The organism is Pseudomonas avellanae BPIC 631, assembly GCF_000444135.1.
Classification (GTDB): Bacteria; Pseudomonadota; Gammaproteobacteria; order Pseudomonadales; family Pseudomonadaceae; genus Aquipseudomonas; species Aquipseudomonas avellanae.
Genome location: NZ_ATDK01000267.1, coordinates 1 through 22,344 on the forward strand (window position 1 = coordinate 1; position 22,344 = coordinate 22,344).

Consider the following 22,344-nt stretch of genomic DNA (forward strand, 5'->3'; position numbering starts at 1 on the left):
CTGTTTGCGAAATAATTTACCCGTGTCCTGCAACCTAAGTTATTGATAAAATTTGAATTTTACGTTAGTTAGTAGCTGGTTTTTTCGAAAACAGTACACTAGGTACACGCTATAGCCGTGAAAAGACTGCTTGAAAGGCTTGCCCTGAGCTATTTTCTGTTCAAAACCGGAAGCCGGATTCCCCGTGACGTTGGTTATCATCTGCGTGCAGAGGCTTGCCAAAAGCATGGCGTCTTGGGCTCCACGTGAGGAAACATTGACGTTAAGCATCAACTTTACACGGGTGACTTCGCTTGCATTCCCTCTGCCATACAAAGCGATGTTGTTAGGTAATGCCTGGTTTCCCAATTCCTTGTAAGGTGTAGCGCAAGAAAAAATGCCATCGTAAAGCTCAATATAGCCGCTTTTGTTTGGCTGAAAACCGTCAATATCGGCAAGCGCGCTGCAGGCCGATAGAGGAGAAAAAGCTTCTCCACCGGCTGCATTAGAAGGTGAGGTCTCTCCTATAATTCCGACTGCCAATACAACAACCGCCAAGCGGGTCAATACCTCTTTCTGCGGCTTGAATTTTGGAGTTCCGGATAGAAATGCAAATGGATCCTCGGGCTCCTCAATCAAGGCGATAGCTTCGGTGAGGTTGTAGGTCTCAGGCATGCTCTGATACTCGACCAATGTGAGCACCAAGTTGACAGTCAACGTAGAGAAATCCTTGTTCGCACTCGGTGAAGCCTTTAAAGACTCTCTGATTCTGGGGCTCAGCTCAGGAACGACTCGATGGGAGATGAAAGTATGAAGCGCCTCTTGCCAAGCTTCGTCATTTTTAACCCCAAAGCCTTTGTCGATAACAAGGCTCGAGCTTTTTAATTTCAACTCTGGGAAATGCGCTTGCACTGCAGTGAACGTGGCACGTGCAAACTCGGCATACGCAGCGTGACGAACACGCCGGTGATAGAGCCCTCGATAAAAAAGAAAGGAAAATCCAGCCCACGTAATACAGATGGCTGCCATTAAAGCGTTCATCAAATGTCCTCAATCCTTAGAAAAAGCCTGATGGCTCGCGGGCGGCAAGATGCCATTATTCTACAAAATCAATCAGGAGAGCCCGAAAAATTTGGAGAAAATCGTACGGGAAGCATTGCTAACAGGAGACAAACTCTCGCGCCGCCTGGACGGGTTCATTCCGAGACAAGGCAAAAAATAGGATATTCGCTCTTTAAGCTCATGATTTAAAACAGTATTAAATCAGCGTTAATTTTCGCGTCATGCGATTCCTGGCTAGCCGTGTATGCTGATGCTTTGCCTTGCTTGAGGATGGGGTCAATGGCCTCGTTAGAAAGAATAGCCTATACGATATCGCTCAGTCAGTTGCCAGCCAATGAGCTTCATCGATGAAACCAGTCCAGGGCAATGGATTCACTGATAGACCCCGTACTCGATGCGCTCCAGGTAGTCTTCGACTGTCTGAAACCCGATGGGGTTGTCGATAACGTCCAGCGGTACGTCGCCGTCCAGGTATTTGCAGGGGCGCCCGAGCCACTCTTCTGCAAGCTTCTGATTACCGAACACATGGGTGGCGTGTTCCAGAACCTTTGCGTACTGGAACGCCACAGCACTTTGTTGTGAATTGAGGTGTGCAGGCTGCTTGCTGCTGCCCTGACGCTGGATTGTTCTTATGGACTTGCCCACGATGCGGCTCATGATTTTATTCGTCGAATAAAGATCAGAGATCGAAAGCATGTCTTGTACGTCTTTTAGTTCGAAGCCTTTAACGGTCAGCTTGTAGACCATGACCTGACTGAGCTGACCGGCATCGGTCCTGAGCAGATATTCCGTTGGTCTGCGGGCAGGCGATGCGGGCGCGACATTACGTGTGGTGGCGGAAACCATCATGTATTCCTCCATGTGCGACATTTGACGCAAGTATAGCGCCGTTTGACGCATGTGACGTGAGGCGTTGAGGCGCTGGGGTTTAGCGCCTCATTCTGGAGAGGTCGACACAGGGCGTGAACTCGTTATCTGTATGCAATAGTGTCCATGCCGTGAAAAGCACGTGCCTCAGTACGGACTCCCCGTAGGCCTAACCACAATCTCACTGACATCCACCCCATCCGGCTGCTCGATCGCGTACACAAGCGCCCGCGCAATCGCATCCGCCCCCAGCGCCACTTTTCGAAACCCTTTCATTGCTTCGCGCGCCGTCTCGTCTGAAATCGAGTCGGCCAGTTCTGACTCGACCACGCCGGGGCAGACGACGGTTACGCGGATTTTGTCGGTTTCTTGCCGCAGCCCATCGGAGATGGCTCTGACGGCGAATTTGGTGGCGCAGTACACCGCAGCGGTGGGGGAAACCGAGAGGCCGCCGATGGATGAGAGGTTGATGACCTGGCCATGGCCCTGCGCTTCCATCGTCGGTAACACAGCGGCGATGCCGTGCAGCACGCCGCGAATGTTGACGTCGAGCATCTGGTTCCATTCCGCGATTTTCAGCGAGGCGAGGGGCGACAGGGGCATGACGCCTGCGTTGTTGATGATGACGTCGATCTTGCCGAATTCCCGCTTGGCGAAGTCGGCGAATGCCTGCACGTCGGCGGCATCGGTCACATCCAGCGCGCGGAAACGTGCCGAGCCGCCTTGGGCTTCGATGTCTGCGGTCAGTGCCTTCAAGCGCTCGATGCGCCGTGCTCCCAGCACAACATGCGCGCCTTTGGCGGCGATGAGTCGGGCGGCCGCTTCGCCTATGCCGCTGCTGGCACCTGTGATCAGTACAACCTTGCCGTGGATGTTCGTCATGAGTGGGTCCCTTCGTAAAGTGCCCGGTTGCAGCGTGATGCTTCAACTGAGTGAGGGTGCGATGCTACGAGTCGGTGATGGTCGCGCGCTTGCCGATACCTGCGCGAAGCTTGCCTGATGCTGTCTGATAGCGTGTCCGATGCTGAGCAGCTGCCCAATGGCCGCTATGATGAGCGCGAGGCAAGGGAAGGGCGTGTAGCAAAACTCAGGTCAGATGGAGTTCTTCGTGGATACAAATGAGGCTGCCAACCTTCAGGGCAATAGTGTTTACCGCGCTGAAATCATACGGCTGATCACGCGCAGGTTTACGGCGCCCGGTGTGTATGAAACAGCGATTGCGCCGCTGCACGTCATCCATTGCGACGCGCCGTCCGAACTGATTCACGCTGTTCATCGGCCAGCCCTGTGCCTGATTGTTCAGGGGCGCAAGGCGCTTTGGCTGGGCGATGAGCAGTATGTGTACGACTCGCTCAGCTACCTGGTGGTCGCGGTGACTGTGCCCGTGTCCGGGCGGGTGATTGAAGCGAGTGCCGATGCGCCTTATCTGTGTATTCGTCTGGATTTCGACCCTGTGCAGATCGCTCAGCTCATCGCCGATGCGCCGCTCAGCGGGGTGCCGGATGAGCCGCAACGCGGTCTGTTTCTTGATCACATCGACCAGCCGCTGCTCGAAACGGTTCTGCGACTGGTGCGCCTGCTCGACACCCCACGGGACATCGGCATGCTCGCGCCGTTGGCGCTCCGGGAGCTCTACTATCGCCTGCTGCGCGGCAATAACGGCCGTCGGCTCTATGAAATAGCGGCTGGGGATTCACAGACGCAGCGCGTTACGCGCGCGGTCAACTGGCTGAACGCTCACTACGCCGAGCCGCTGCGTATCGACGAACTGGCGCGTGTGGCCAACCTGGGCAATTCAACCTTGCACCACCGGTTCAAGGCGCTGACCGCCATGAGCCCGTTGCAGTATCAAAAACAACTGCGCCTGCAAGAGGCTCGACGGTTGATGATCAACGAAGGTCTGGATGTCTCCAGCGCCGGCTACCGCGTGGGCTATGAAAGCCCGTCGCAATTTAGCCGGGAGTACAGCCGCCAGTTTGGCTGCCCGCCTTCAACGGACCTGAGCCGAGTGCGTCAGATCATCTGATGCAAACTGCCTGACATTACTGTCTGGGGGCAGTCAGTCGCGCATATTGATCCTGACTGATCCATCCCGTGAACGAGCGGTTGTCAGCGTTGATGAACTCGACCTGGGCCGCGCCATCCTTGAAGGCCAATACCCCGACAACATCACCTTTGACGATGTAGGCGCCACGGGTGGCTTTGGCATTTGCAGTTTTCTGTAGCCATGCCTTGTCGGCGCTCACCTTCACCAGGCTTATCCACTGCTTGCTGGCTGTTCGGGTCAGGTCCAGACCGGTTGCGATTTCCGGCATCAACACGTTCAGACAGCCTGAGTTATTCTGGCCTTCTTTGATGGTCAGCGTGACGCCGTCAGCCGAGGGCTTTAGCGTTCCCGGATAGGCTCCGTCGGACCAGGAAGCCACCGCGACATCTTTCCCGGCCTCGATAGTGCCTTTTAGATAGAACGCGCACCTGAAGGGCGGGTCTTCGCCGCGTTCTTCCTCATAGTAGCCCTCGACTTGATGCTCGGGCGTTACCGCCAGCATCAATTGCTCGTATTTGCCGGAACGTAGGGTCGTGCTGTCCGCGAAGGCGGATGTGCCAATCAGAAACGAGAGGGTTCCCGCGACGAGCCAGCGGGAAATAGAGGGGTTGTGCGGCATTTTTTCAGTCCGTTGTCAGTAAAGTGACCCATTGCGATCAACCTGCTTTACGCGATGTATCAAAATCAAGCGTCGCGCATTATCACGGTGTTGGTGAAGGCAATCATGTCATTGAACAGCGGATCAAGGAACGGCGTTGATTGATGTACTGCGGGCACTTGTCCAGTGCCCGCAGCGGCTTGCTTAGCAGTCTTCTTCAAGTCGCAACAGATCATCCAGTGGCTGACGCCGTCTGATCAACCTTTCCTGACCGTCATCCACCAACACTTCTGCCGCGTGGGTGCGGCTGTTGTAGTTGGATGACATGGACGCGCCATAAGCCCCGGCATCATGAAAAACCAGATAGTCGCCCACCTGCGCGACGGGCAGCAGACGGGACTCGACGATGCCGCCTTCGGCCTGCGTGAACACATCTCCCGACTCGCACAGTGGCCCGGCTACAACTGTTTTCTGCATCGGCAGCGGTTCGTCGCGCGAGGTGATCAGGGACATCTCGTGATAGCTGCCATACAGCGAAGGACGCATCAGGTCGTTGAACCCTGCATCGACCAGCGTGAAGTGCTTGCCGCCCATGTGCTTGGTAGCACGGACCTCGGACACCAGCACACCGGCCTGCGCGACCAGAAAACGGCCGGGCTCGATTTCCAGGCGTATGGGGTGCCCGAGATGGGCTTCGATGCGTTTTCTGGCGTGGTCCCACTGAGCGAAATAATGGCTGGTATTGATCGGCAGCTCGCCTGCGCGATAGGGCACGGATAAACCGCCACCTGCCGAGATGGCTTCAATATCGTGGTCCATTTCAACAGCCAGTTCTGCCATGGTGCTGCAGACTTGCTGAAGGTGTTGGTAATCGACCCCCGAGCCGATGTGCATATGCAGGCCGACCAGATGCAACCGGTAATGGCGGACGAGCTTCAGCGCATCCTGCAGGTGCGTATGCCAGATGCCGTGCTTGCTGTTTTCGCCGCCGGTGTTGGTCTTGCGACTGTGCCCGTGGCCAAAGCCCGGGTTGATTCGCAGCCATACACGGTGGCCAGGGGAAAGCGCACCCAGTTGATGCAGCATGTCGATCGAACCGACATTCACCTCGACCTGCGCCTCGACCACGCGCTGCAAGGTGGCTCGATCAAACACATCGGCCGTGAACACCACACCGGCCGTGCCTTGAGCAGTCTGGGCGCTGAAGCCTGCGTGCAGGGCGCGCTCCAGTTCCCCCAGTGAGACGGCATCTACCGCCGCGCCAGCGTCGCGCAACAGGCGCAGGATATGAAGGTTGGAACAGGCTTTTTGCGCAAAGCGCACCGTGTCGAATGCAGCCAGTTGCTGAACACGCTTTTTAATCAATTGACCGTCGTACACCCACAGCGGAGTGCCGTATTGATCGGCCAGTCTGGACAGCTGAGTGTCAGCGAGGGTTTTCATATCAACATGCCTCGGGTAAACGACGTGCCTGAAGCACAGGCAGAATGGAAATGACCAGCACCGGAAGCACGACTAGGCCGATGCCTGCCAGAGTCGTTGCGCCCAGTGGTTCATAGAGAAGGGCGACTGCGAATATGACGCCGAAGATCGGTTCGAGCGCCAGAAACATGCCGCCCGCGTTTGCGGGAATGGAGCGCATGCCCATGTTCCACAGCCAGCCTGCGCCCAGGCTGCAACCTACGCCCAGATACAGCAACGCAGCCGCGCCCTGGGTCGAGAAGTTGACCTGCCAGTCGTTGGTCAGGAACAAGGCAAACGGGATGAGCATGACGGTGCCCGGCACCGTTGTCAGCGCGGTGAAGGCATTGACCGACAGGCTCTGCATCCAGATTTTCGACCAGCGTACCCAGATGGCGACCACCACTGTCGAAAGCAGAACCAGCAAGCAGCCAAGGAAGTTGGCGCCGCTGGGCCATCCCATCACCAACAGCACGCCCGCCAGCGCGACCGTGCCGAGCAGCAGATGAAGCGCGGTCATCTGTTCGCGCCAGATCAGCCAGCCGACCAGCATCACCATCAACGGTTCAAAGCCGATCATCAGCGTGGCACTGGTGGCGCTGGTGTAGTGCAGCCCCATGAATTGCAGCAGGAACGTGGCCGGGATCATCAGAAAAGACAGCAATAACAGCGCGCCCCATCGTGATGGGGGAACGCTGCGCACCGACCTGCAGAAAACCGGCAGCCAGAACAGACCCGCCATGGCGAAGCGGGCCAGCACGATCAGCGGCGCGTCAGCGACACCGAAGGCTATTTTCCCTGCGACGAACGATGTTCCCCACAGAAATGCGGCCGCCAGCACATACAGATAAGGGATCATCAGGCGACCTCCACTCGGTGGGGGAAGTGCCCCAGTTCAAGCATCGATTGAGCATGCGGGCTGGGGTAATGCTCGTGGCCGACGATTGCGTTGATGATCGTTGCCGCGCGCCACGAATTCAGCGACAGATTTGGCTCGCTGACGCCGTGGCTGTACCTTGCCGCATTGAGCAGGAATATTTTTCCGGGCCCGCGATAACCGAGCGAGAAGTCCAGACGAACAACGGGCTCATCAATGGCAAACTCGATGTCGTCCAACAGGTTCTCCAGCACGGTGGGTATTGCGTCCTGCTTGTACCCGGTGGCCAGAACAATCCGCTCGACGTTGATGACGTCTGTGCCGCCGGTGTCCAGTTCCCGGATATCGAGCAGATACCCGTCTGCGTTTGGCCTGATGTCTTCGACCCGGCGCGAATGCATCAGCCGGCACGGAGCGACGTCCTCGACAAAACGCAGGTGATACAGCCGCTGATAAAGCGCTTCCAGTGTTTCCGGAGATATCCCGTCGCTGGTCAACGTGTGCTGCGCAAGCAACTGATGTTTTTTCGACCGTTCCAGGCCCCAGAAATACTCCACATAGGCCGGTGTGTAGAGTTCATTGGCAAAGTGCGATTCATCCAGCGGCGCCAGGTGCGTGCGCGAGCTTACCCAGACAATCTCGCTGGGCGGGACGCTTTGCCCCAACAGGTCCAGAACGATTTCCGCGCCGCTCTGGCCGCCACCGATCACTGCGACCCGACGCCCTGCCAGTGCCTGACGTTTGAACAGGTAGTCGCTGCTGTGAAACACCTGCTCCCCGAGAAGCGGCATTGCCATGACCGGAACAGACGGACGTGGCCCGGTGCCGACAATCAGGTTACGGGCGATGTAGGCACCGGTGTCGGTGAACACCTCGAACCCACAGGCGTGGGGTTTTACCGTTCTGACCTCCCGCCCCCACTGCACGGCAGGCAGGGACCTTGCGGCCCATTGCAGGTATTGGTTGAATTCCCGGCGGGTAGTTCTTTGAAAGCCGGCATTCACGTACTGATAAAGGCGCTTGTGCTGGTGAAGAAAGGCCAGAAAGGAGAAGGCGCTGGTGGGGTCGGCGAAACTGACCAGGTCCTTGAGAAAGCTGTTCTGAACCGTTGTGTTGTCCAGCAGCATCCCGGCGTGCCAGCAGAACTGACTCTGCTTCTCCAGAAACAGATGCCTGACATCCTTGAGGGGATGAAGGAGCGCCGCAACGCTCAGGTTAAACGGACCCGCACCTACTCCCACCGCATCAAATATTTGAGCGTCCATCGGTCTTCCCTACCTTGATTATCGCGTGTGCATCAAAGGTGCCACTGCGCTAAGGGCGGCATGATGGGCAAAGACGGGGCACTCATAAAATATCAATATTCAACACGTCCATTCATTTATGATATGGCCTTGTCGAAGGCAATGAGTCTGGTCCATGTCAGTGACGTTGCGCCACATAGAAGTGTTTCGAGCCGTCATGACCTCAGGCAGCGTGACGGAAGCCGCCAACATGCTGAACACGTCTCAGCCGACGGTAAGCCGCGAGCTGGCGCGTTTCGAATTGCTCACTCAGCTCAAGTTGTTCGATCGCGTACGCGGGCGGCTAAGGCCCACGGCGCAGGCGCTGTCACTGTTCGAGGAGGTGCAGCGCGCCTACTTCGGGTTGGGGCGTATTCTGAGCACGGCGGCGTCACTGCGGGAGTTCGAGCACGGTCAGTTATCCATCGCCTGCCTGCCGGTGTTTTCACAGTCATTGTTGCCGAAAGCGTGCCAGCGTTTTTTTGCCCAGTTCCCCAAAGCCAGCATGAGCATCACGCCACAGGAATCACCGTTGCTGGAGGAGTGGCTGTCGGCGCAGCGCTACGACCTGGGGCTGACCGAAGTGGCGAGCGCGCCGCCGGGCACAGAGCTGGTGCCGTTGATGGTTGTGGACGAGGTGTGTGTATTGCCCGTCGGCCATCCGCTTCTGGCAAAACAGGTGCTGGCGCCCGAGGACTTTGCCTCTAAACCCTTCATCAGCCTGTCCAGCCTGGACAGCTACCGGCAGCAGATAGACGAGATTTTCCGCTTGGCTCAGGTAGAGCGGCAGATGGTGCTGGACACCCACAGTGCCGCCTCGGTCTGCGCCATGGTGCGTGAGCGCATCGGGCTGGCCATCGTCAACCCGCTGACCGCGCTGGACTTCGTCGGGCAGGGTCTGGAGATCCGGCCGTTTACGGCGTCGATACCGTTCACGGTCAGCCTCGTAAAACCCTTGCACCGACCCGCGTCCAGGCTGGTCGGGCTGTTTGAAGAAGCATTGCGTGAACAAGCCTCGATCGTCGAGGCACGATTGGCGGCGATCAATGCGCCAATCGCTGCCGGGCCTTGAAGGGGGGCGCTTATGCAAAAGCAGGAAAGGCTGTTTCCTGCATGAGCTGCCGAATCGCTTGATGCCGCAATGACTGAAGAAACCCTATGGGCGGGATACAAATTCCAGCACCCGCTGCAGCATGGCGTCGCAGGCTTCAAGCTGTTCGATGCGGATGAACTCGTCCGGCTTGTGCCCCTGTTCCATGCTGCCCGGCCCGCAGACCACAGCAGGGATGCCCGACTGGTCGAACAGCCCGCCTTCGGTTCCGAATGCAACCGTGCCAAATGCGCTGGAACCGCAGAACCTGGCAATTAAATCAGCCGCCTGGCTGTGCATGGAGATATCCAGCCCCGGATAACTCGACAGCTCGGTAAAACCGATGTCGCTTTGCGCACTGATCGCCTGCATCGCAGGTAACAATGTGTCTCGGGCGTAGGCGTGCAGAGCGGTGACGATCTGTTGCGGGTCGAGGCCGGGGAGCGCGCGCACTTCGAAGTCGAAGCGGCATTGCTCGGGCACGATGTTCAACGCCGTGCCGCCGCTGATCACGCCTGTTTGAACGGTGGAGAAAGGCGGATCGAAACGTGTGTCCTGGGCCTCAGCGGTGCGTAAGGTCTGCGCCAGCCGACCCAGTTCGCCTATCAATTGCACCGCGTATTCGATGGCGTTCACGCCGCTGGGTGCATGAGCCGAATGGCAGGCTGCCCCATGCACGTCGCAGCGAATCGCGACCTTACCTTTGTGCCCGAGCACCGGCTTGAGTTCTGTCGGCTCGCCGATGACGCAAAGTATCGGTTTTACCGGCCGGGATTGAAGCGCGGCCAGCAAAGAGCGCACGCCCAGGCATCCGACTTCCTCGTCGTAGGACAGAGCGATATGCACCGGCATGCGCAGCGGCGCCTGCGTCAGCGCCGGGACCAGTGCCAACACACAGGCAATGTAGCCTTTCATGTCTGCGGTGCCACGGCCGTAAAGCTTGCCTTCGGCTTCGCTCAGCGCAAACGGCGGGAACGTCCAGGCCTGGCCGTCTACCGGCACCACGTCCGTATGGCCAGACAACACGATACCCGGCACGTCGGCAGGGCCGATGGTTGCGAACAGGTTGGCCTTGGTTCTCTGCGCGTTGTAGATCAGCTCGCAAGAAACACCGAAGCCTTCCAGGTAGTCACGAACACAGTCGATCAAGGCCAGATTCGACACTCGGCTGGTGGTGTCGAATGCCACCAGCCGCGCCAACAACTCGCGACTGGCGCTCATCGTTCGTCTCCCGGTACGCCGTAACCTGGCGCTGCGGCGGGGTTCAGGGCGCGGTCCAGATAATCCTGCATTTGTGGTCGATAGGCTTGCCAGAGACGGCTCAGCGCATCCACTGGATCGTGCTCGGCCCAGTCCACACGCAGATCAACAATCGGCCAGGATTGCTCGCCCACCACTTTCAGTGCAGCCGAGTGCACGGGGCCTGCTTCGCCGCCTGCCGCCAGACCGGCCTGCATCGCGCTCAGTAAACGGTCAGCCAGATGCCCGGTGCTGTGCTCGAACGCCTGAATCATTGCGTCGATAACTGTCGGGCTGGCCAGCATGTTGCCGGCCGCTACGCATTGATCGCCGCTAACTGCGTTATTGATACCAAGCGTTTCACCGCCACTGAAATGCGCGACTCGCCCCAGATGATCTATCGCCGTGATTTGCCGATACTCGCTGAACGGGCTGGCGCTCATGACGTCATCCAGCGCTTGGGTAGCTGACATCCCGGCCTCGATCAGGTCCAGCGTTTGCGGGCCCAGCGCCGGAAGGGTGATGTTCTGCGAAGACACTGCCCCGACACCCGCGCGCAACCAGGGGCAGCGTGCGCCCACGGCAATGCTCGATGAGCTGATAGCGATGCCCAATTGGCCGGTCTCGGCGCAACGTGCAGCAATGGAAAAAGTCATGGGCGACGGTCCTTATTCGGGGATGACGGCGATCACGTCGATTTCCATCAGCCATTGCGGCTGACCCAACGCAGAGACCACTAAACCGGTGGAAATGGGGAAAACGCCTTTCAACCACTTGCCGACTTCGTGATAGACCGGCTCGCGATAACGCGGATCGATAATGTAGGTGGTCGTCTTGACGATATGCGACAGGTCGCTGCCAGCCTCTTCCAGCAGTTGCTTGACGTTTTTCATCGCCTGACTGGCCTGCGCCGCCGGATCACCGAGGCCGACCAGATTGCCGTCGAAATCGGTGCCCACCTGACCTCTCACGTACACGGTATTACCGGCGCGCACCGCCTGGCACAAGTCGTTGTCCAGGCTTTGGTTGGGGTAGGTGTCCTTGGTGTTGAACATGCGAATACGGGTGTGCGTCGGGGTGGTCATGGTTAGCTCCAATGGGCGTTGCAGGCAATGTTCAAAGGCTGACGTTGCGCAAGCGGGGGGCGGGCGCCTCACGTTTGCTTTGGTCATACGCTCGGTATTTATGCTGCGTGGCGATTTGATCGACCACATGTTTGGCGTCGTGCCACACGCCCCAGATAAACGCCGAGCCGCGTCGCGATAGCCACGGCAGACCGACGAAATACAGACCTTGCTCGCGGGACACACCGCGTTGATGAACAGCCTTGCCTTTGGCGTCGAAAGCGTCGACGTGTAGCCAGCTGTAATCCTGTGAATAACCCGTGGCCCAGATGATGGACGTTACGCCCGACGCGACCAGGTCCAGCTCGCGTAACGGGTCGGTTATGCAGGGCGAGTCGGCCACTCTTGCACGGGCTGCCGGCTCCAGTGGAAGGTCCAGTCCGTTGCGGGTGGCATAGGCGTCAGCGGCATCGAGCAGCGACAGGTAGTTCGCGTCGCCGCTGTCCAGGTTATTGACCAGATCGCTCTGGAAACGGACCTTGCCATCGACAAAGCTTTCGGTCAGACCTGTCAGCACCATTCCGTTTTGTGCCAGGCGCCTGAAGTCCACGGTGTAACCACCTCGCGCACCACTGACAGCAATGGTCACGTGTTCTTTGCCAGGCTGCGCGGTTTCGCTGTCCCAGAGCCCCAGCACACCCAGCCACCAGCAGAAATCGCGGCCACGGTAGGCGCGTGGCGGGCGATCATGGGGGCCGACTGACAGATAGACGTTGCGCCCCGCCAGCATCAACTCCTCGGCGATCTGCACGCCGGACGAGCCTGCGCCCACCACCAGCACTGCGCCCTCGGGCAATTGCTGCGGGTTGAAATACTGCGCCGAGTGGATCTGATGCAACGCCTCGTCAACGGGGGCAATTGCCGGAATGACCGGCTTCTGAAACGGCCCTGTCGCCGACACCAGATGATTGACCACGTAGGTGCCTGCACTGGTCTCGACGGTGAACCCCGAGCGCTCGGTGTTGCGGGTGACGCGTGTGACTTCAACGCCCGTTTTGATCGGGGCGTCGAATGCGCGCGCGTAGCGCTCGAAGTAGTCGGCGACCTGTTCTTTACCGGCGAATCCGTCCGGATCCATGTCGAATTCAAGGCCGGGAAATCGGTCATGCCAGGCCGGCCCGTTGGCCACCAGCGAGTCCCAGCGACCACTGCGCCAGGCCTCGGCAACGCGATGCTTTTCAAGGACCAGGTGCTGAATGCCAAGACGGCTCAAATGCTCGCTGGTGGCCACGCCCGCCTGGCCTGCGCCAATGACGAGCGTATCGATTTCTGTGATGTGTTCGGTCATTTCGGCATCCTTTAACACGTGTTTTTCGGCATGTTGACGTTGTAAAAACCAATGAATCGTCAGGGCGCAGGCGTAACAAGGCCTACGGCATCCGCAGACGCGTATCCAGTCAGTAACAGGTGCGGTCAATCGAGCAGAGAAGGGTCTGCCTGAATCATCAGCAGCTTCATTTCTTCGAAGTGCTGGCGAGAGAAATCGGTGATCTTCTGCCAGTCACGCGCGGTCTTCTCGGCGACATCGTCGGGCAGCACTTTGAGCGGCTGGCCTGTGGACCAGGCAGTCACCAGAATCTGGCAGGAGCGCTCCAAGGTCCAGATGTCATCGAAGGCTTCGCCGACGTTGGGCGCAGTGACGATGACGCCGTGGTTGCCCATCAACAGGCGGCTCTTGTCCTCCAGCAAACCTGCCAATCGAGCGCCTTCGGCGGTCGTGTCGGCCATGCCGCCGTAGAGCTCGTCCACCGCGACCCTGTTGAAGTAGCGTGCGGTGTTTTGATCGATGGGTGGAATATGCGGTTTGGCCAGACACGCCACGGCCGTGGTGTAGACCGGGTGCAAGTGCAGCACCACGCGGGCATCGGGCAAGCGTTGGTGAACCTGCCCATGAATCGACCAGGCGGTTGCATCGACATCGGGACGGTGCGCCGCGTCGGCATCGTCAGCGTCAAGCAACAGCAAGTCGCTGGCGCGCAGGCGTGAAAAGTGTTTCCACTTGGGGTTAAGTAGAAACTGTTTGCCATCAGCCGAGATCGCGGCGCTGAAATGGTTGGCGACCGCTTCGTGCATGCCCAGATGGGCGATGATGCGAAAGGTCGCCGCCAGGTCTATGCGCGTCTGCTCTTCGAAGTTAAGGGCCATGATTGATTGCTCTCCGGTCGAGCGTGCCCGTCAAACCTGCCAGGCACGCTCTTTGGTTGTCAGGGCTTGGGCATCAGCGCGGCGATGTCATCTGCCGTGGGCGCCTGGAACTTGTACTTGTCCAGCAAGGCTGCGTATTCCGGGGTTTTGCTGTACTTCTCAAGCCCCTTCTCCAGCGCGGTCCTGACCTCGTTGTTACCCTTTTTAACGCCAAAGCCGTTGAGCACCGGATAGATCAGAGTTTCGGAAGAGATCACCACTTTACTGCCCAGCTTGTCGACCACACCGCGCGCAACGGCCGCGTCGGTAATCTGCGCTTCAACCGCATGTGCCAGCATTGCTTGAGTGGTTTGCGGATCAGTGCCGTATTCACTGATTGCAATCGGCTGCAGGCCATTTTTCACGCAGTATTCGGTGGAGAGTTTCTGCAACTGTTGCAGCCACGAGGTTGCAGCCATTGAGCCGATCTTGTGGCCACAGAAGTCTTCCGGAACCTTGGGCTGATAAGCGCTGCCCTTGACCGCCAGAATGGCTTCACCGCTTTTCAGGTACGGGATCATGTCGATGACTTTCAGGCGGTCGGCGGTGATGTACATCGACGAGTTGGTGATGTCGAAACGACCGCCCTGCAGCCCGCCGATCAGGTTGGGAAAGCGCGTGTCGATATTCTCTGCCGTCATGCCCATGACCTTCGCCAGGCCATCGAGAAACTCGATGTCGAAACCAGCCGGACGGTTCTTTTCCATGTATTCGTAGGGAAAGAACGTCATGTCGGAACCGGCAATGATCTTGCCCGGCTGCTGGAAGGCCGAGGCCACAGACGAGGACATGGCAACCACCGCGCCCAGCAAAGCCAAGGCAACGGGACGAACAATCAGACCTGACAGTTTCATAGGTATTCCTCGTGGAGTCAGTAGGGATCAGGCAATGGCGGCGTCTTTTCCGGCTTGCTGCACGAAAAACGAAGCACCTTTGGGTTTCTGCGGCAAGCGAACATGGTTTTCGGTGCTGCGTACCAGGCCGCTTTCCTGGCCTGCGACCATCAGCCCGCTGTGCTCGCTGGGCAACGGGTTTTCACCGAAGGGCAGCGCGTCTTCGGCGGCATAGACGCTGATGAACAGCGTGCGCGGGAACTCGGTTTCATTAGGGCTTGAAGCGTGCAGCAGGCGGGTGTGCATGAAGCACACAGAGCCTGACGGGCCATAACACGCAACCGGTTGCTGGCAATGCTGCTCAACCACCGCGTCATCCACGGCACCGGTGAAGCGGTCGTTCTGCCAGTGCGACCAGAGCGGCCCTTTGTGGCTGCCGGGCGCAACATTCAGAGGGCCGTTTTCAGGCGTTACATCGCTGATCATCAGCAGCGCCGTAACCAGATCGTCGTTGCTGTGTGGCGTAAAAAGAAAGTCCTGGTGCCACTTCACCTGAGTCGCGGTGTGGGGCAACTTGGAGTTGATCTTGCTGTGGTGAAAGCGCGTACCGCTGCCGCCGATCAGTTGCGCGGCAATAACTGCCATTTGCGACTGAAACGCCGAGTGCTGGTAGGCCGGCGAGATTTCCGTGGGTGATGTCACGCGGCGCAGTGAAGGGTGATCAGGCCGATGGTCGCTTTCAATGTCAAAACGCGGGCGACCGTCCTGAGTCTGCCCCCATGCCTGATGCTGACTGCGGCTGTCGTTTACCCACTGATCAAAGTCCTGTTGAAGGGCCGCCACTTCATCGGCTGCCAGCACGCCTTCCACCACGAGAAAGCCTTGCTCATGAAACTGGTCTATCTGCCATTGCTCGATCATGTTTTTCTCCTCTTCAACAAGGCCTCAGGCCAGTGAGACGTCTTTAAGAAAGGCTTCAACTCGCGGGTGCTGGCCGTCGCGTAGTGCCTGGGGTTTGTCATCGCAGATCACGCGTCCCTTCTCCATGAACACGATCCGGTCGGAGACCTTGAAGGCGAAGTTCATTTCATGGGTCACGATGACCATCGTGATGCCTTCCTGGGCGAGGGTTTCAATGACCTGCAGCACCTCGTTGACCTTTTCTGGGTCCAGCGCTGAGGTGGGTTCGTCGAACAGCATGATTTGCGGGCGCATCATCAGGGCGCGAGCGATGGCGACGCGCTGCTGCTGCCCACCGGACAACTGGTGCGGGTATTTCCAGGCGTGTTCCAGCATGCCGACCTTGTTCAGCAACTCGTACGCCTGCGGCTTGAGTTCCTGTGCGGGCGCCAGGCGGTGGTAACGCGGCGCCAACAGCAGGTTGTTGAGCACGCTCAGGTGCGGGAACAGGTTGAAGCTTTGAAACACCATGCCTATGTTCAGTCGGTAGGCGGCGTTCTCGACATAGCGCGGCTTTTGCGCGCCCTGGCGCACAAGGTGGATGAACGGTTGGCCGTTGATCTTGATATCGCCGTTGTCGATCTGCTCAAGACCATTGAGCAACCGGATCAGCGTGGTCTTGCCCGAACCTGACGGGCCAATCACCGAAACCACTTCGCCGGGGTTGATCTGCAGGCTGACCGCTCCCAGAACTTCGATGTCGTTGTAAGCCTTGTGCAAGCGCGTTGCCTGAAGCGCAGGGCCTGCAAAATCAATGACCGGACGCGCTACCACAGCAGGCTGGCGGGTCGCCAGTTCGAGCATCTCGGCGTCGGGCTCACGTGTGACCTTGCGCTGCGTCACGTCCAGATGACGCTCCAGGCGCTTGAGCAGAAAGTCGAATACCGTAACGACCAGCACGTAATAGAACGCCACCGCCGCCATGGTTTCCATCACCAGAAAGTTCTGTGAATAGAGGCGCTGGCCGACCATCAGAATCTCGGTCAGCGAGATCACCGAAACCAGTGAACTGAGTTTGACGATGGAAATGTATTCGTTGGTGAGCGATGGCAGCGCAACGCGGAGCGCCTGCGGGATGACGATCCGCCATTGTGTGCCCACGAAGCGCAGCCCCAGCGCCCGTGCGGCTTCGGTCTGGCCCTTGGCGATGGACAGCAGGCCGCCGCGATGAATTTCTGCGACATAGGCTGTTTCGCACATCACCATGGCAATCAGGCCTGCCCAGAACGGATTGGCCAACACGGCCGACGTCGCCGGTAACGCCTGCGGCAAGTTATAGACAAATATCAGCAGCACCAGTAACGGCAAGCTGCGAAACAACCAGATATAGGCTTTTGCCGGTAAATTGATCAGCGGCACAGATGATTGTTTGGCCAGCGCAAGAATAAAACCCAGAAAAATACTGATTACCCAAGTGAGTACACTGAGTTGAATAACCGTCCAGGTGGCCATCCAGAACTCGGTATCGCTGAACAGGCCGAACATGTACTTCCAGTCAAAGGTCATTGTCGGCTCGCTCGATAAATGGAACAGTGATGGGCGACGTGTCGCTGGAATTAAAACTGAACGCTGCCCCGTCCTTTTCTGAAGCCATCATGATTGATGCCAGGTTCATCAGACAAATAGTAAGTTTTGGCCCGGAGCATAGGAAAATCCTAAGCAGGGGGCTCGTATTCATATTTTAAACACGTGTACGGTAAAACCGGTGATATAAGCTTTAAAGCACTTCGCGCTTGATCGCACCTTTTTAGGGCGATCGATTATAAGTGCTGTAATAATCGCTCGTAATGGGTGCGCTGCCTGCAATCGTTGGGCTATCGGCCAATGGCTCAGCATCGGAAATTGCAGGCGAGAGACTGTGGCCAGCCAATAAATTCGGGGTCGCCTGGTGAATGCGTCAGTGCGTGAGCGTCTGGCACACTCCTCGCTAAGCATAGGTAAAAGCTATTCAGGTGCAGCCGCCCAAGGCCTGCTCATAACGAGGTATTGCGTGGCTCACTTTACATTGAAACAGCTCAAGTATTTCGTGACGGCGGTCGAGATGGACAGTATTGCCGAAGCCTCGCGGCAGCTGCATATTTCTCAACCGTCTATTTCTGTCGCTATCAAGAATCTCGAAGAGGCCTTTAATCAGCCGCTGTTTGTGCGCCACCACGCCCAAGGTGTTTCTTTAACTTCAGGCGGCGGCAAAGTGTATGAGAAGGCCAAGGAGTTACTGCGGCTTTCCGAAGAGCTCGAACAAGACTCTCGGGCCGAGAATGAACACGTATCGGGCACCATCGCTATCGGTTGCTTTGAATCAGCCGCACCCCTTTATATGCCCAGACTGGTTTCCGGCTTCAAGCGGTTATACCCGGACGTTACCATTCAGCTTTACGACGGCGAGCAACACGAACTGATGCACGGGCTGCACCGAGGCCGCTTCGATCTGGCATTTCTGTACGATCTGGAGCTGGGCACGACGATCAACAAGGAAGAGTTGAATGCACCGCACAAACCCTACGCATTGCTACCGGCGGCTCATCCGCTGGCGCAGAAAAAAACAGTGACGCTACTGGAGTTGAGCCACGAGCCGATGATCCTGCTGGATGCGGTGCCCAGCAGAACCTACTTCATGGATATCTTCACGGAAAAAGGCTACGCGCCGGTGGTTGCGTACAGCTCGCCGTCGATCGAAATGGTACGCTGCATGGTCGGCCAGGGGCTGGGGTTTTCTGTACTGGTCACCCGACCCCGAACCAACATGACCTACGACGGTGAGTTCTTGGTGCAACTGGACATCGAAGACGACATGCCAGCATCCACCCTGGTCATGGCCTATCTGCGCAACAACCAGCCGACCCGTGCCACTCGTCTGTTCATGGATTACTGCCGAACCATCGAACTGGCACCGCCTTCAGCCTGACGATTCGTGTAACAGCTCGACAAATGAGACTCCTGAGCGGTTTTTGGCCCTCACATCGTCAACAATCTGAAGTCAGGACATGTCCTACAGAATCGGCCGAAGGGTCGGATTGTAGGCTGAGATGATAGCAAATAAAATCTTGTGTTAACGAATAACGTTAAGCTTTAATCATGATTGTGAGTTTTAAGTGCGTGCACACGAGATATCTCTTTTTACAAGGCAAGACGCGGCTGTGGCCATCGCATCAACGGTCCCGAGGACGTAGAAATTGTCGATTATCACTGAGGTGCTCCAATGAACAAAAACGGAATGCGCCCCGTCCATCCAGGCGAGGTTCTGAAAGAGGAATATCTTGAGCCGATGGGGCTGACCGCCGCAGCGTTGGCCAGGGCCCTTAAGGTTTCTACGCCGACGGTGAACGACATCGTGCTCCAGCGCAGAGGTGTGAGCGCTGATGTAGCGCTGCGTCTGGCTGTATGCCTGGAGACGAGTCCTGAGTTCTGGCTTAACCTGCAGCTTGCCTATGATCTGCGCAAGGCAGAGACAGAGAAGGGCGCGCAGATTCGTGAGCAGGTCAAATGTCTGGCCCACTGCGGCTGATAACTGTCACCCGTCAGTGCAGTCAATGAGCCCTTATCCAGCCTTTTCAGACTCAGCCTTCTCAGCCCCACCGAGCTTGCCTTCCAGCTCGGCCATCTTGGCCTCCAGCGCCTCGAGGCGGGCACGGGTGCGGGCGAGGACGGCCATCTGGCTGTCGAACTCTTCGCGGCTGACCAGGTCCAGTTTGCTGAAACCGCTTTGCAGCAGTGCTTTGAACTGGGTTTCGAATTCGCTGCGAGGGACCGGCGTTTCGCCGTTGAACAGGCGCGAGGCGTGGCCGCTGAGGGCATCGAGGAAAGCTTTGGGCGCGAGCATGATGATTTTCCTGAATCAGATGGGCAGCAGTGTAACACGCAGCGTCTATAGTCAATTCCGAGGGCGCAAGGTGCACGCTTATGGCGCGCTGGGGCGGGCACATAAGCACTATTGTTGTGCATTACCCTCGTTGCAGTACCGGCCTTATGAAGCGAAACGCATCCAAGGGCCTGTATTCAATGAATATTCACGAGATGGCAAGCTTTCTGCTTAGTGGCTAATGACCCATGCACTGATGCAGTCGCTGTGACGAATGCAGTGCGGCAGGCGGAGCGGGGAAGTGTTTCGTCAGAAGCGGTTTTCTGGAGTTGGTCTGGCCTGATCAGGCGGCCGACACGTTACAAAGCCAGACACTGCGCTTAGACTTGAGTCGGGTTTGTTTTCCTGGGGCAAGTCCACCAATTCGGGAGAAAGTTTTCATGAAGCTAGTCACTGCCATCATCAAGCCGTTCAAATTGGATGACGTGCGCGAGTCGTTGTCTGAAATCGGCGTGCAGGGCATCACTGTTACTGAAGTCAAAGGCTTCGGGCGTCAGAAGGGTCACACCGAGCTGTACCGCGGTGCTGAATACGTCGTCGACTTCCTTCCTAAAGTGAAGATCGATGTCGCCATCGATGACAAGGATCTGGATCGTGTCATCGAAGCCATAACCAAGGCCGCCAACACTGGCAAGATCGGTGACGGCAAGATTTTTGTGGTCAATCTGGAACAGGCCATTCGCATCCGTACCGGCGAGACCGATACAGACGCAATTTAAGCCGCCAAACCCCAACGCCCCAGGAGAAAACAATATGACTCTGCGTCAATTCGCAGGGCTCGGTGCCCTGTTGTCCCTCGCAATACCTGGTCTTGCCCTGGCGGCTGACCCAGTGGCCGAGCCGGTGCTGAACTCTGGCGACACCGCATGGATGCTGACCGCGACCGCTCTGGTCCTGTTCATGACCATTCCCGGTCTCGCGCTGTTCTACGGCGGCATGGTCCGTTCAAAAAACATCCTGTCCGTGATGATGCAGTGTTTTGCCATCACCGGCCTGATCAGCATCCTGTGGGTCGTTTACGGTTACAGCATCGCGTTTGACACAACCGGTATGGAAGCTGGCGTCGTCAACTTCAATTCCTTCTTTGGCGGTATGGGTAAAGCGTTCCTGGCGGGTATCACGCCGGCAAGCCTTACCGGTCCTGCTGCATTGTTCCCTGAGGCGGTGTTCGTCACCTTCCAGATGACCTTTGCGATCATCACTCCAGCCCTGATCGTCGGTGCTTTCGCAGAACGCATGAAGTTCTCCGCGATGCTGATTTTCATGGGTATCTGGTTCACGCTGGTCTACGCGCCAATTGCCCACATGGTCTGGGGCGGCGTCGGTGGCTTGTTGTGGGACTGGGGCGTTCTGGACTTCGCAGGCGGCACCGTGGTGCACATCAACGCCGGTGTAGCCGGTCTGGTGGCTTGCCTGGTATTGGGCAAGCGCAAAGGCTTCCCGACCACCCCGATGGCTCCGCACAATCTGGGTTACACCCTGATCGGCGCAGCGATGCTCTGGGTTGGCTGGTTCGGTTTCAACGCCGGTTCTGCCGCAGCGGCCAATGGCACTGCCGGTATGGCGATGCTGGTTACACAAATCGCTACCGCTGCCGCCGCACTGGGCTGGATGTTCGCCGAGTGGCTGACGCACGGCAAGCCAAGTGCGCTGGGCATCGCTTCGGGTGTGGTTGCCGGTCTGGTTGCCATTACCCCGGCAGCCGGTACAGTTGGCCCGATGGGCGCGCTGATTATCGGTCTGGCGGCAGGCGTGATCTGCTTCTTCTGCGCCACCAGCCTCAAGCGCAAGCTTGGCTACGATGACTCTCTGGATGCGTTCGGCGTTCACGGTATCGGCGGTATCGTCGGCGCGATCCTGACCGGTGTGTTCGCAGCCCCTGCACTGGGCGGCTTCGGCACTGTGACTGACATCGGTGCTCAGGTCTGGATTCAGTTCAAGGGTGTCGCGTTCACTGTCGTTTACACCGCGATCGTGACCTTCATCATCCTCAAGGTACTGGATGCAGTGATGGGTCTGCGGGTTACCGACGAGGAAGAGTCTGTCGGTCTGGACCTTGCGCAACACAACGAGCGTGGCTACAACTTGTAAGCAGCCGCAGATGCAAAAAAGAATGCCCGGTCTCCGGGCATTTTTTTTGTCTTACATTTGTGGATAAACCGTGCTTTTTTGCTGTCATTGATCTTTCCCGTGTCAATGATCTCGGCAGCATGACGCAGCGCAGGTAACGATGTTGCAGCAGTCTTCGTCAACTTGCAGGGAAGCCGGTTTATTGCGCGCTTTGCTTTTTCCTCAGTCGAGTTAGAATGCGCGCCGAAGATGCGGAGAACGGTATGTGGCATCAATCCAGGATTGCCTTGCGGGCCAGGTCTCGCGGGTTTCATCTGGTGACTGACGAGATCGTCGCAGGCTTGCCTCAGTTGCGCGATTGTCGTGTCGGCCTGCTTCACGTATGGCTGCAACATACCTCGGCTTCGTTGACCGTCAACGAAAATGCCGATCCGGCGGTTCGTCGTGACTTCGAGCGTTTTTTCAACCGTCTGGTGCCTCAGGGCGTGGACGGCTACGAACATGACGACGAAGGCCCTGATGACTTGCCTGCGCATTTCAAGGCCAGTTTGCTGGGCTGCCAGTTGCTATTGCCGGTTACGGCAGGCCGACTGGCGCTGGGCACCTGGCAAGGTATTTACCTGGGCGAACATCGAGACGCTGGTGGGTCTCGTAACGTCCTGGCCACCCTTCAGGGTGAGTACGTATAACCGCTGGAGACAGCGGTTGTTGAATTTTTCCGGTTGCCTTAGGGTCTGTTCCCGTTTCACATTGGTAGCCACAGAAAAGCGCAGGCCATTGCTATGACGCTTTCATAGTTTCTCTTGAGTTT

23 protein-coding genes are annotated in these 22,344 nt (G+C 57.6%); 7 read left to right on the plus strand and 16 right to left on the minus strand.

What is annotated here, in order from left to right; all coding sequences use genetic code 11:
- Window positions 1-39: 39 nt before the first annotated feature.
- From DW49_RS0115525 to DW49_RS0115535, 3 genes are all read right to left on the minus strand, one after another.
- Window positions 40-1,020 carry a hypothetical protein gene (locus DW49_RS0115525; protein ID WP_024421316.1) on the minus strand — a complete coding sequence of 327 codons (981 nt, stop codon included), beginning with the start codon at window positions 1,018-1,020 and terminating at the stop codon, window positions 40-42.
- Between the two features lie 393 nt (window positions 1,021-1,413).
- Window positions 1,414-1,890, minus strand: a complete 477-nt coding sequence (locus DW49_RS0115530) for an antitoxin Xre/MbcA/ParS toxin-binding domain-containing protein (protein WP_005613595.1) — start codon at window positions 1,888-1,890, stop codon at window positions 1,414-1,416.
- A 165-nt stretch (window positions 1,891-2,055) separates the two neighbouring features.
- Window positions 2,056-2,790 carry an SDR family oxidoreductase gene (locus tag DW49_RS0115535; protein ID WP_005613597.1) on the minus strand — a complete coding sequence of 245 codons (735 nt, stop codon included), beginning with the start codon at window positions 2,788-2,790 and terminating at the stop codon, window positions 2,056-2,058.
- Between the two features lie 214 nt (window positions 2,791-3,004).
- On the opposite strand from DW49_RS0115535, the gene DW49_RS0115540 reads away from it, so the two are divergent.
- A complete protein-coding gene (locus DW49_RS0115540) occupies window positions 3,005-3,934 on the plus strand; it encodes an AraC family transcriptional regulator (protein WP_086005774.1) in 930 nt (309 codons plus the stop codon).
- Between the two features lie 16 nt (window positions 3,935-3,950).
- Here DW49_RS0115540 and DW49_RS0115545 read toward each other — a convergent pair whose 3' ends face one another.
- The 4 genes from DW49_RS0115545 to DW49_RS0115560 all read right to left on the minus strand — a co-directional run bounded on the left by DW49_RS0115545 (window position 3,951) and on the right by DW49_RS0115560 (window position 8,156).
- Complete coding sequence (locus DW49_RS0115545; protein WP_005613601.1) at window positions 3,951-4,574, minus strand: hypothetical protein; 624 nt, start codon at window positions 4,572-4,574, stop codon at window positions 3,951-3,953.
- A gap of 183 nt (window positions 4,575-4,757) precedes the next feature.
- Window positions 4,758-5,996: a diaminopimelate decarboxylase gene (lysA, locus tag DW49_RS0115550; RefSeq protein ID WP_005613603.1), complete on the minus strand. Its 1,239-nt coding sequence runs from the start codon at window positions 5,994-5,996 to the stop codon at window positions 4,758-4,760.
- Between the two features lies 1 nt (window position 5,997).
- Complete coding sequence (locus DW49_RS0115555) at window positions 5,998-6,873, minus strand: DMT family transporter (protein ID WP_005613605.1); 876 nt, start codon at window positions 6,871-6,873, stop codon at window positions 5,998-6,000.
- Window positions 6,873-8,156 (minus strand): lysine N(6)-hydroxylase/L-ornithine N(5)-oxygenase family protein, encoded by a 1,284-nt coding sequence (locus DW49_RS0115560; RefSeq protein ID WP_024420266.1) that lies wholly within the window; start codon window positions 8,154-8,156, stop codon window positions 6,873-6,875. Before DW49_RS0115560 ends, DW49_RS0115555 begins: the two co-directional genes overlap by 1 nt.
- Window positions 8,157-8,310: 154 nt before the next feature.
- On the opposite strand from DW49_RS0115560, the gene DW49_RS0115565 reads away from it, so the two are divergent.
- A complete protein-coding gene (locus tag DW49_RS0115565; protein WP_005613610.1) occupies window positions 8,311-9,246 on the plus strand; it encodes a LysR family transcriptional regulator in 936 nt (311 codons plus the stop codon).
- A gap of 84 nt (window positions 9,247-9,330) precedes the next feature.
- Here the strand turns inward: DW49_RS0115565 and argE are convergent, their stop codons facing one another.
- The 8 genes from argE to DW49_RS0115605 form a co-directional block, all read right to left on the minus strand.
- Window positions 9,331-10,485 carry an acetylornithine deacetylase gene (gene argE / locus DW49_RS0115570; RefSeq protein ID WP_005613611.1) on the minus strand — a complete coding sequence of 385 codons (1,155 nt, stop codon included), beginning with the start codon at window positions 10,483-10,485 and terminating at the stop codon, window positions 9,331-9,333.
- The gene (locus tag DW49_RS0115575) at window positions 10,482-11,159 is read right to left on the minus strand and encodes a DUF1028 domain-containing protein (protein ID WP_005613613.1); all 678 of its coding nucleotides are present in this window, start codon (window positions 11,157-11,159) and stop codon (window positions 10,482-10,484) included. The genes argE and DW49_RS0115575 overlap by 4 nt, the downstream gene beginning before the upstream one ends.
- Before the next feature lie 12 nt (window positions 11,160-11,171).
- Window positions 11,172-11,588, minus strand: a complete 417-nt coding sequence (locus tag DW49_RS0115580) for a RidA family protein (protein ID WP_005739900.1) — start codon at window positions 11,586-11,588, stop codon at window positions 11,172-11,174.
- 31 nt (window positions 11,589-11,619) lie between these two features.
- Window positions 11,620-12,915: a flavin-containing monooxygenase gene (locus DW49_RS0115585; protein WP_024420267.1), complete on the minus strand. Its 1,296-nt coding sequence runs from the start codon at window positions 12,913-12,915 to the stop codon at window positions 11,620-11,622.
- 125 nt (window positions 12,916-13,040) lie between these two features.
- Entirely contained in the window at window positions 13,041-13,772 is a 732-nt protein-coding gene (locus DW49_RS0115590; protein WP_005613616.1) for a class II aldolase and adducin N-terminal domain-containing protein, read from the minus strand.
- Between the two features lie 59 nt (window positions 13,773-13,831).
- The gene (locus tag DW49_RS0115595) at window positions 13,832-14,665 is read right to left on the minus strand and encodes a transporter substrate-binding domain-containing protein (protein WP_024420268.1); all 834 of its coding nucleotides are present in this window, start codon (window positions 14,663-14,665) and stop codon (window positions 13,832-13,834) included.
- Window positions 14,666-14,692: 27 nt separating this feature from the next.
- Window positions 14,693-15,565, minus strand: a complete 873-nt coding sequence (locus tag DW49_RS0115600; protein WP_005613618.1) for a phytanoyl-CoA dioxygenase family protein — start codon at window positions 15,563-15,565, stop codon at window positions 14,693-14,695.
- Window positions 15,566-15,589: 24 nt separating this feature from the next.
- On the minus strand, window positions 15,590-17,110 hold the full coding sequence (locus DW49_RS0115605; protein ID WP_024421317.1) for an amino acid ABC transporter permease/ATP-binding protein: 1,521 nt from the start codon (window positions 17,108-17,110) through the stop codon (window positions 15,590-15,592).
- A 535-nt stretch (window positions 17,111-17,645) separates the two neighbouring features.
- Between DW49_RS0115605 and DW49_RS0115615 the strand changes: the two genes are divergently transcribed.
- Together DW49_RS0115615 and DW49_RS0115620 are read left to right on the plus strand one after the other, a co-directional pair.
- Window positions 17,646-18,509 (plus strand): LysR family transcriptional regulator, encoded by an 864-nt coding sequence (locus tag DW49_RS0115615; protein ID WP_044424498.1) that lies wholly within the window; start codon window positions 17,646-17,648, stop codon window positions 18,507-18,509.
- A 294-nt stretch (window positions 18,510-18,803) separates the two neighbouring features.
- A complete protein-coding gene (locus tag DW49_RS0115620; protein WP_005613621.1) occupies window positions 18,804-19,109 on the plus strand; it encodes a HigA family addiction module antitoxin in 306 nt (101 codons plus the stop codon).
- A gap of 33 nt (window positions 19,110-19,142) precedes the next feature.
- On the opposite strand, the gene DW49_RS0115625 is transcribed toward DW49_RS0115620, so the two are convergent.
- On the minus strand, window positions 19,143-19,424 hold the full coding sequence (locus DW49_RS0115625) for an accessory factor UbiK family protein (RefSeq protein ID WP_003377939.1): 282 nt from the start codon (window positions 19,422-19,424) through the stop codon (window positions 19,143-19,145).
- Window positions 19,425-19,843: 419 nt separating this feature from the next.
- Between DW49_RS0115625 and glnK the strand changes: the two genes are divergently transcribed.
- From glnK to DW49_RS0115640, 3 genes are all read left to right on the plus strand, one after another.
- Window positions 19,844-20,182, plus strand: coding sequence for a P-II family nitrogen regulator (gene glnK / locus DW49_RS0115630; RefSeq protein WP_002555808.1), 339 nt, complete (start codon window positions 19,844-19,846; stop codon window positions 20,180-20,182).
- A gap of 34 nt (window positions 20,183-20,216) precedes the next feature.
- Window positions 20,217-21,554, plus strand: coding sequence for an ammonium transporter (locus DW49_RS0115635; RefSeq protein WP_005613636.1), 1,338 nt, complete (start codon window positions 20,217-20,219; stop codon window positions 21,552-21,554).
- Between the two features lie 242 nt (window positions 21,555-21,796).
- Window positions 21,797-22,222 (plus strand): secondary thiamine-phosphate synthase enzyme YjbQ, encoded by a 426-nt coding sequence (locus DW49_RS0115640; RefSeq protein ID WP_024420271.1) that lies wholly within the window; start codon window positions 21,797-21,799, stop codon window positions 22,220-22,222.
- The last annotated feature ends 122 nt before the right edge of the window (window positions 22,223-22,344 follow it).

Coding starts and splice junctions, on each gene's coding strand:
- argE (WP_005613611.1), bottom strand. CDS start 10,485: ATGAGCGCCAGTCGCGAGTTGTTGGCGCGGCTGGTGGCATTCGACACC.
- DW49_RS0115530 (WP_005613595.1), bottom strand. CDS start 1,890: ATGATGGTTTCCGCCACCACACGTAATGTCGCGCCCGCATCGCCTGCC.
- DW49_RS0115545 (WP_005613601.1), bottom strand. CDS start 4,574: ATGCCGCACAACCCCTCTATTTCCCGCTGGCTCGTCGCGGGAACCCTC.
- DW49_RS0115605 (WP_024421317.1), bottom strand. CDS start 17,110: ATGACCTTTGACTGGAAGTACATGTTCGGCCTGTTCAGCGATACCGAG.
- DW49_RS0115540 (WP_086005774.1), top strand. CDS start 3,005: ATGGAGTTCTTCGTGGATACAAATGAGGCTGCCAACCTTCAGGGCAAT.
- DW49_RS0115555 (WP_005613605.1), bottom strand. CDS start 6,873: ATGATCCCTTATCTGTATGTGCTGGCGGCCGCATTTCTGTGGGGAACA.
- DW49_RS0115620 (WP_005613621.1), top strand. CDS start 18,804: ATGAACAAAAACGGAATGCGCCCCGTCCATCCAGGCGAGGTTCTGAAA.
- DW49_RS0115590 (WP_005613616.1), bottom strand. CDS start 13,772: ATGGCCCTTAACTTCGAAGAGCAGACGCGCATAGACCTGGCGGCGACC.
- DW49_RS0115580 (WP_005739900.1), bottom strand. CDS start 11,588: ATGACCACCCCGACGCACACCCGTATTCGCATGTTCAACACCAAGGAC.
- DW49_RS0115625 (WP_003377939.1), bottom strand. CDS start 19,424: ATGCTCGCGCCCAAAGCTTTCCTCGATGCCCTCAGCGGCCACGCCTCG.
- DW49_RS0115635 (WP_005613636.1), top strand. CDS start 20,217: ATGACTCTGCGTCAATTCGCAGGGCTCGGTGCCCTGTTGTCCCTCGCA.
- DW49_RS0115595 (WP_024420268.1), bottom strand. CDS start 14,665: ATGAAACTGTCAGGTCTGATTGTTCGTCCCGTTGCCTTGGCTTTGCTG.
- DW49_RS0115535 (WP_005613597.1), bottom strand. CDS start 2,790: ATGACGAACATCCACGGCAAGGTTGTACTGATCACAGGTGCCAGCAGC.
- DW49_RS0115585 (WP_024420267.1), bottom strand. CDS start 12,915: ATGACCGAACACATCACAGAAATCGATACGCTCGTCATTGGCGCAGGC.
- lysA (WP_005613603.1), bottom strand. CDS start 5,996: ATGAAAACCCTCGCTGACACTCAGCTGTCCAGACTGGCCGATCAATAC.
- DW49_RS0115525 (WP_024421316.1), bottom strand. CDS start 1,020: ATGAACGCTTTAATGGCAGCCATCTGTATTACGTGGGCTGGATTTTCC.
- DW49_RS0115565 (WP_005613610.1), top strand. CDS start 8,311: ATGTCAGTGACGTTGCGCCACATAGAAGTGTTTCGAGCCGTCATGACC.
- DW49_RS0115640 (WP_024420271.1), top strand. CDS start 21,797: ATGTGGCATCAATCCAGGATTGCCTTGCGGGCCAGGTCTCGCGGGTTT.
- DW49_RS0115615 (WP_044424498.1), top strand. CDS start 17,646: ATGGACAGTATTGCCGAAGCCTCGCGGCAGCTGCATATTTCTCAACCG.
- DW49_RS0115600 (WP_005613618.1), bottom strand. CDS start 15,565: ATGATCGAGCAATGGCAGATAGACCAGTTTCATGAGCAAGGCTTTCTC.
- DW49_RS0115575 (WP_005613613.1), bottom strand. CDS start 11,159: ATGACTTTTTCCATTGCTGCACGTTGCGCCGAGACCGGCCAATTGGGC.
- glnK (WP_002555808.1), top strand. CDS start 19,844: ATGAAGCTAGTCACTGCCATCATCAAGCCGTTCAAATTGGATGACGTG.
- DW49_RS0115560 (WP_024420266.1), bottom strand. CDS start 8,156: ATGGACGCTCAAATATTTGATGCGGTGGGAGTAGGTGCGGGTCCGTTT.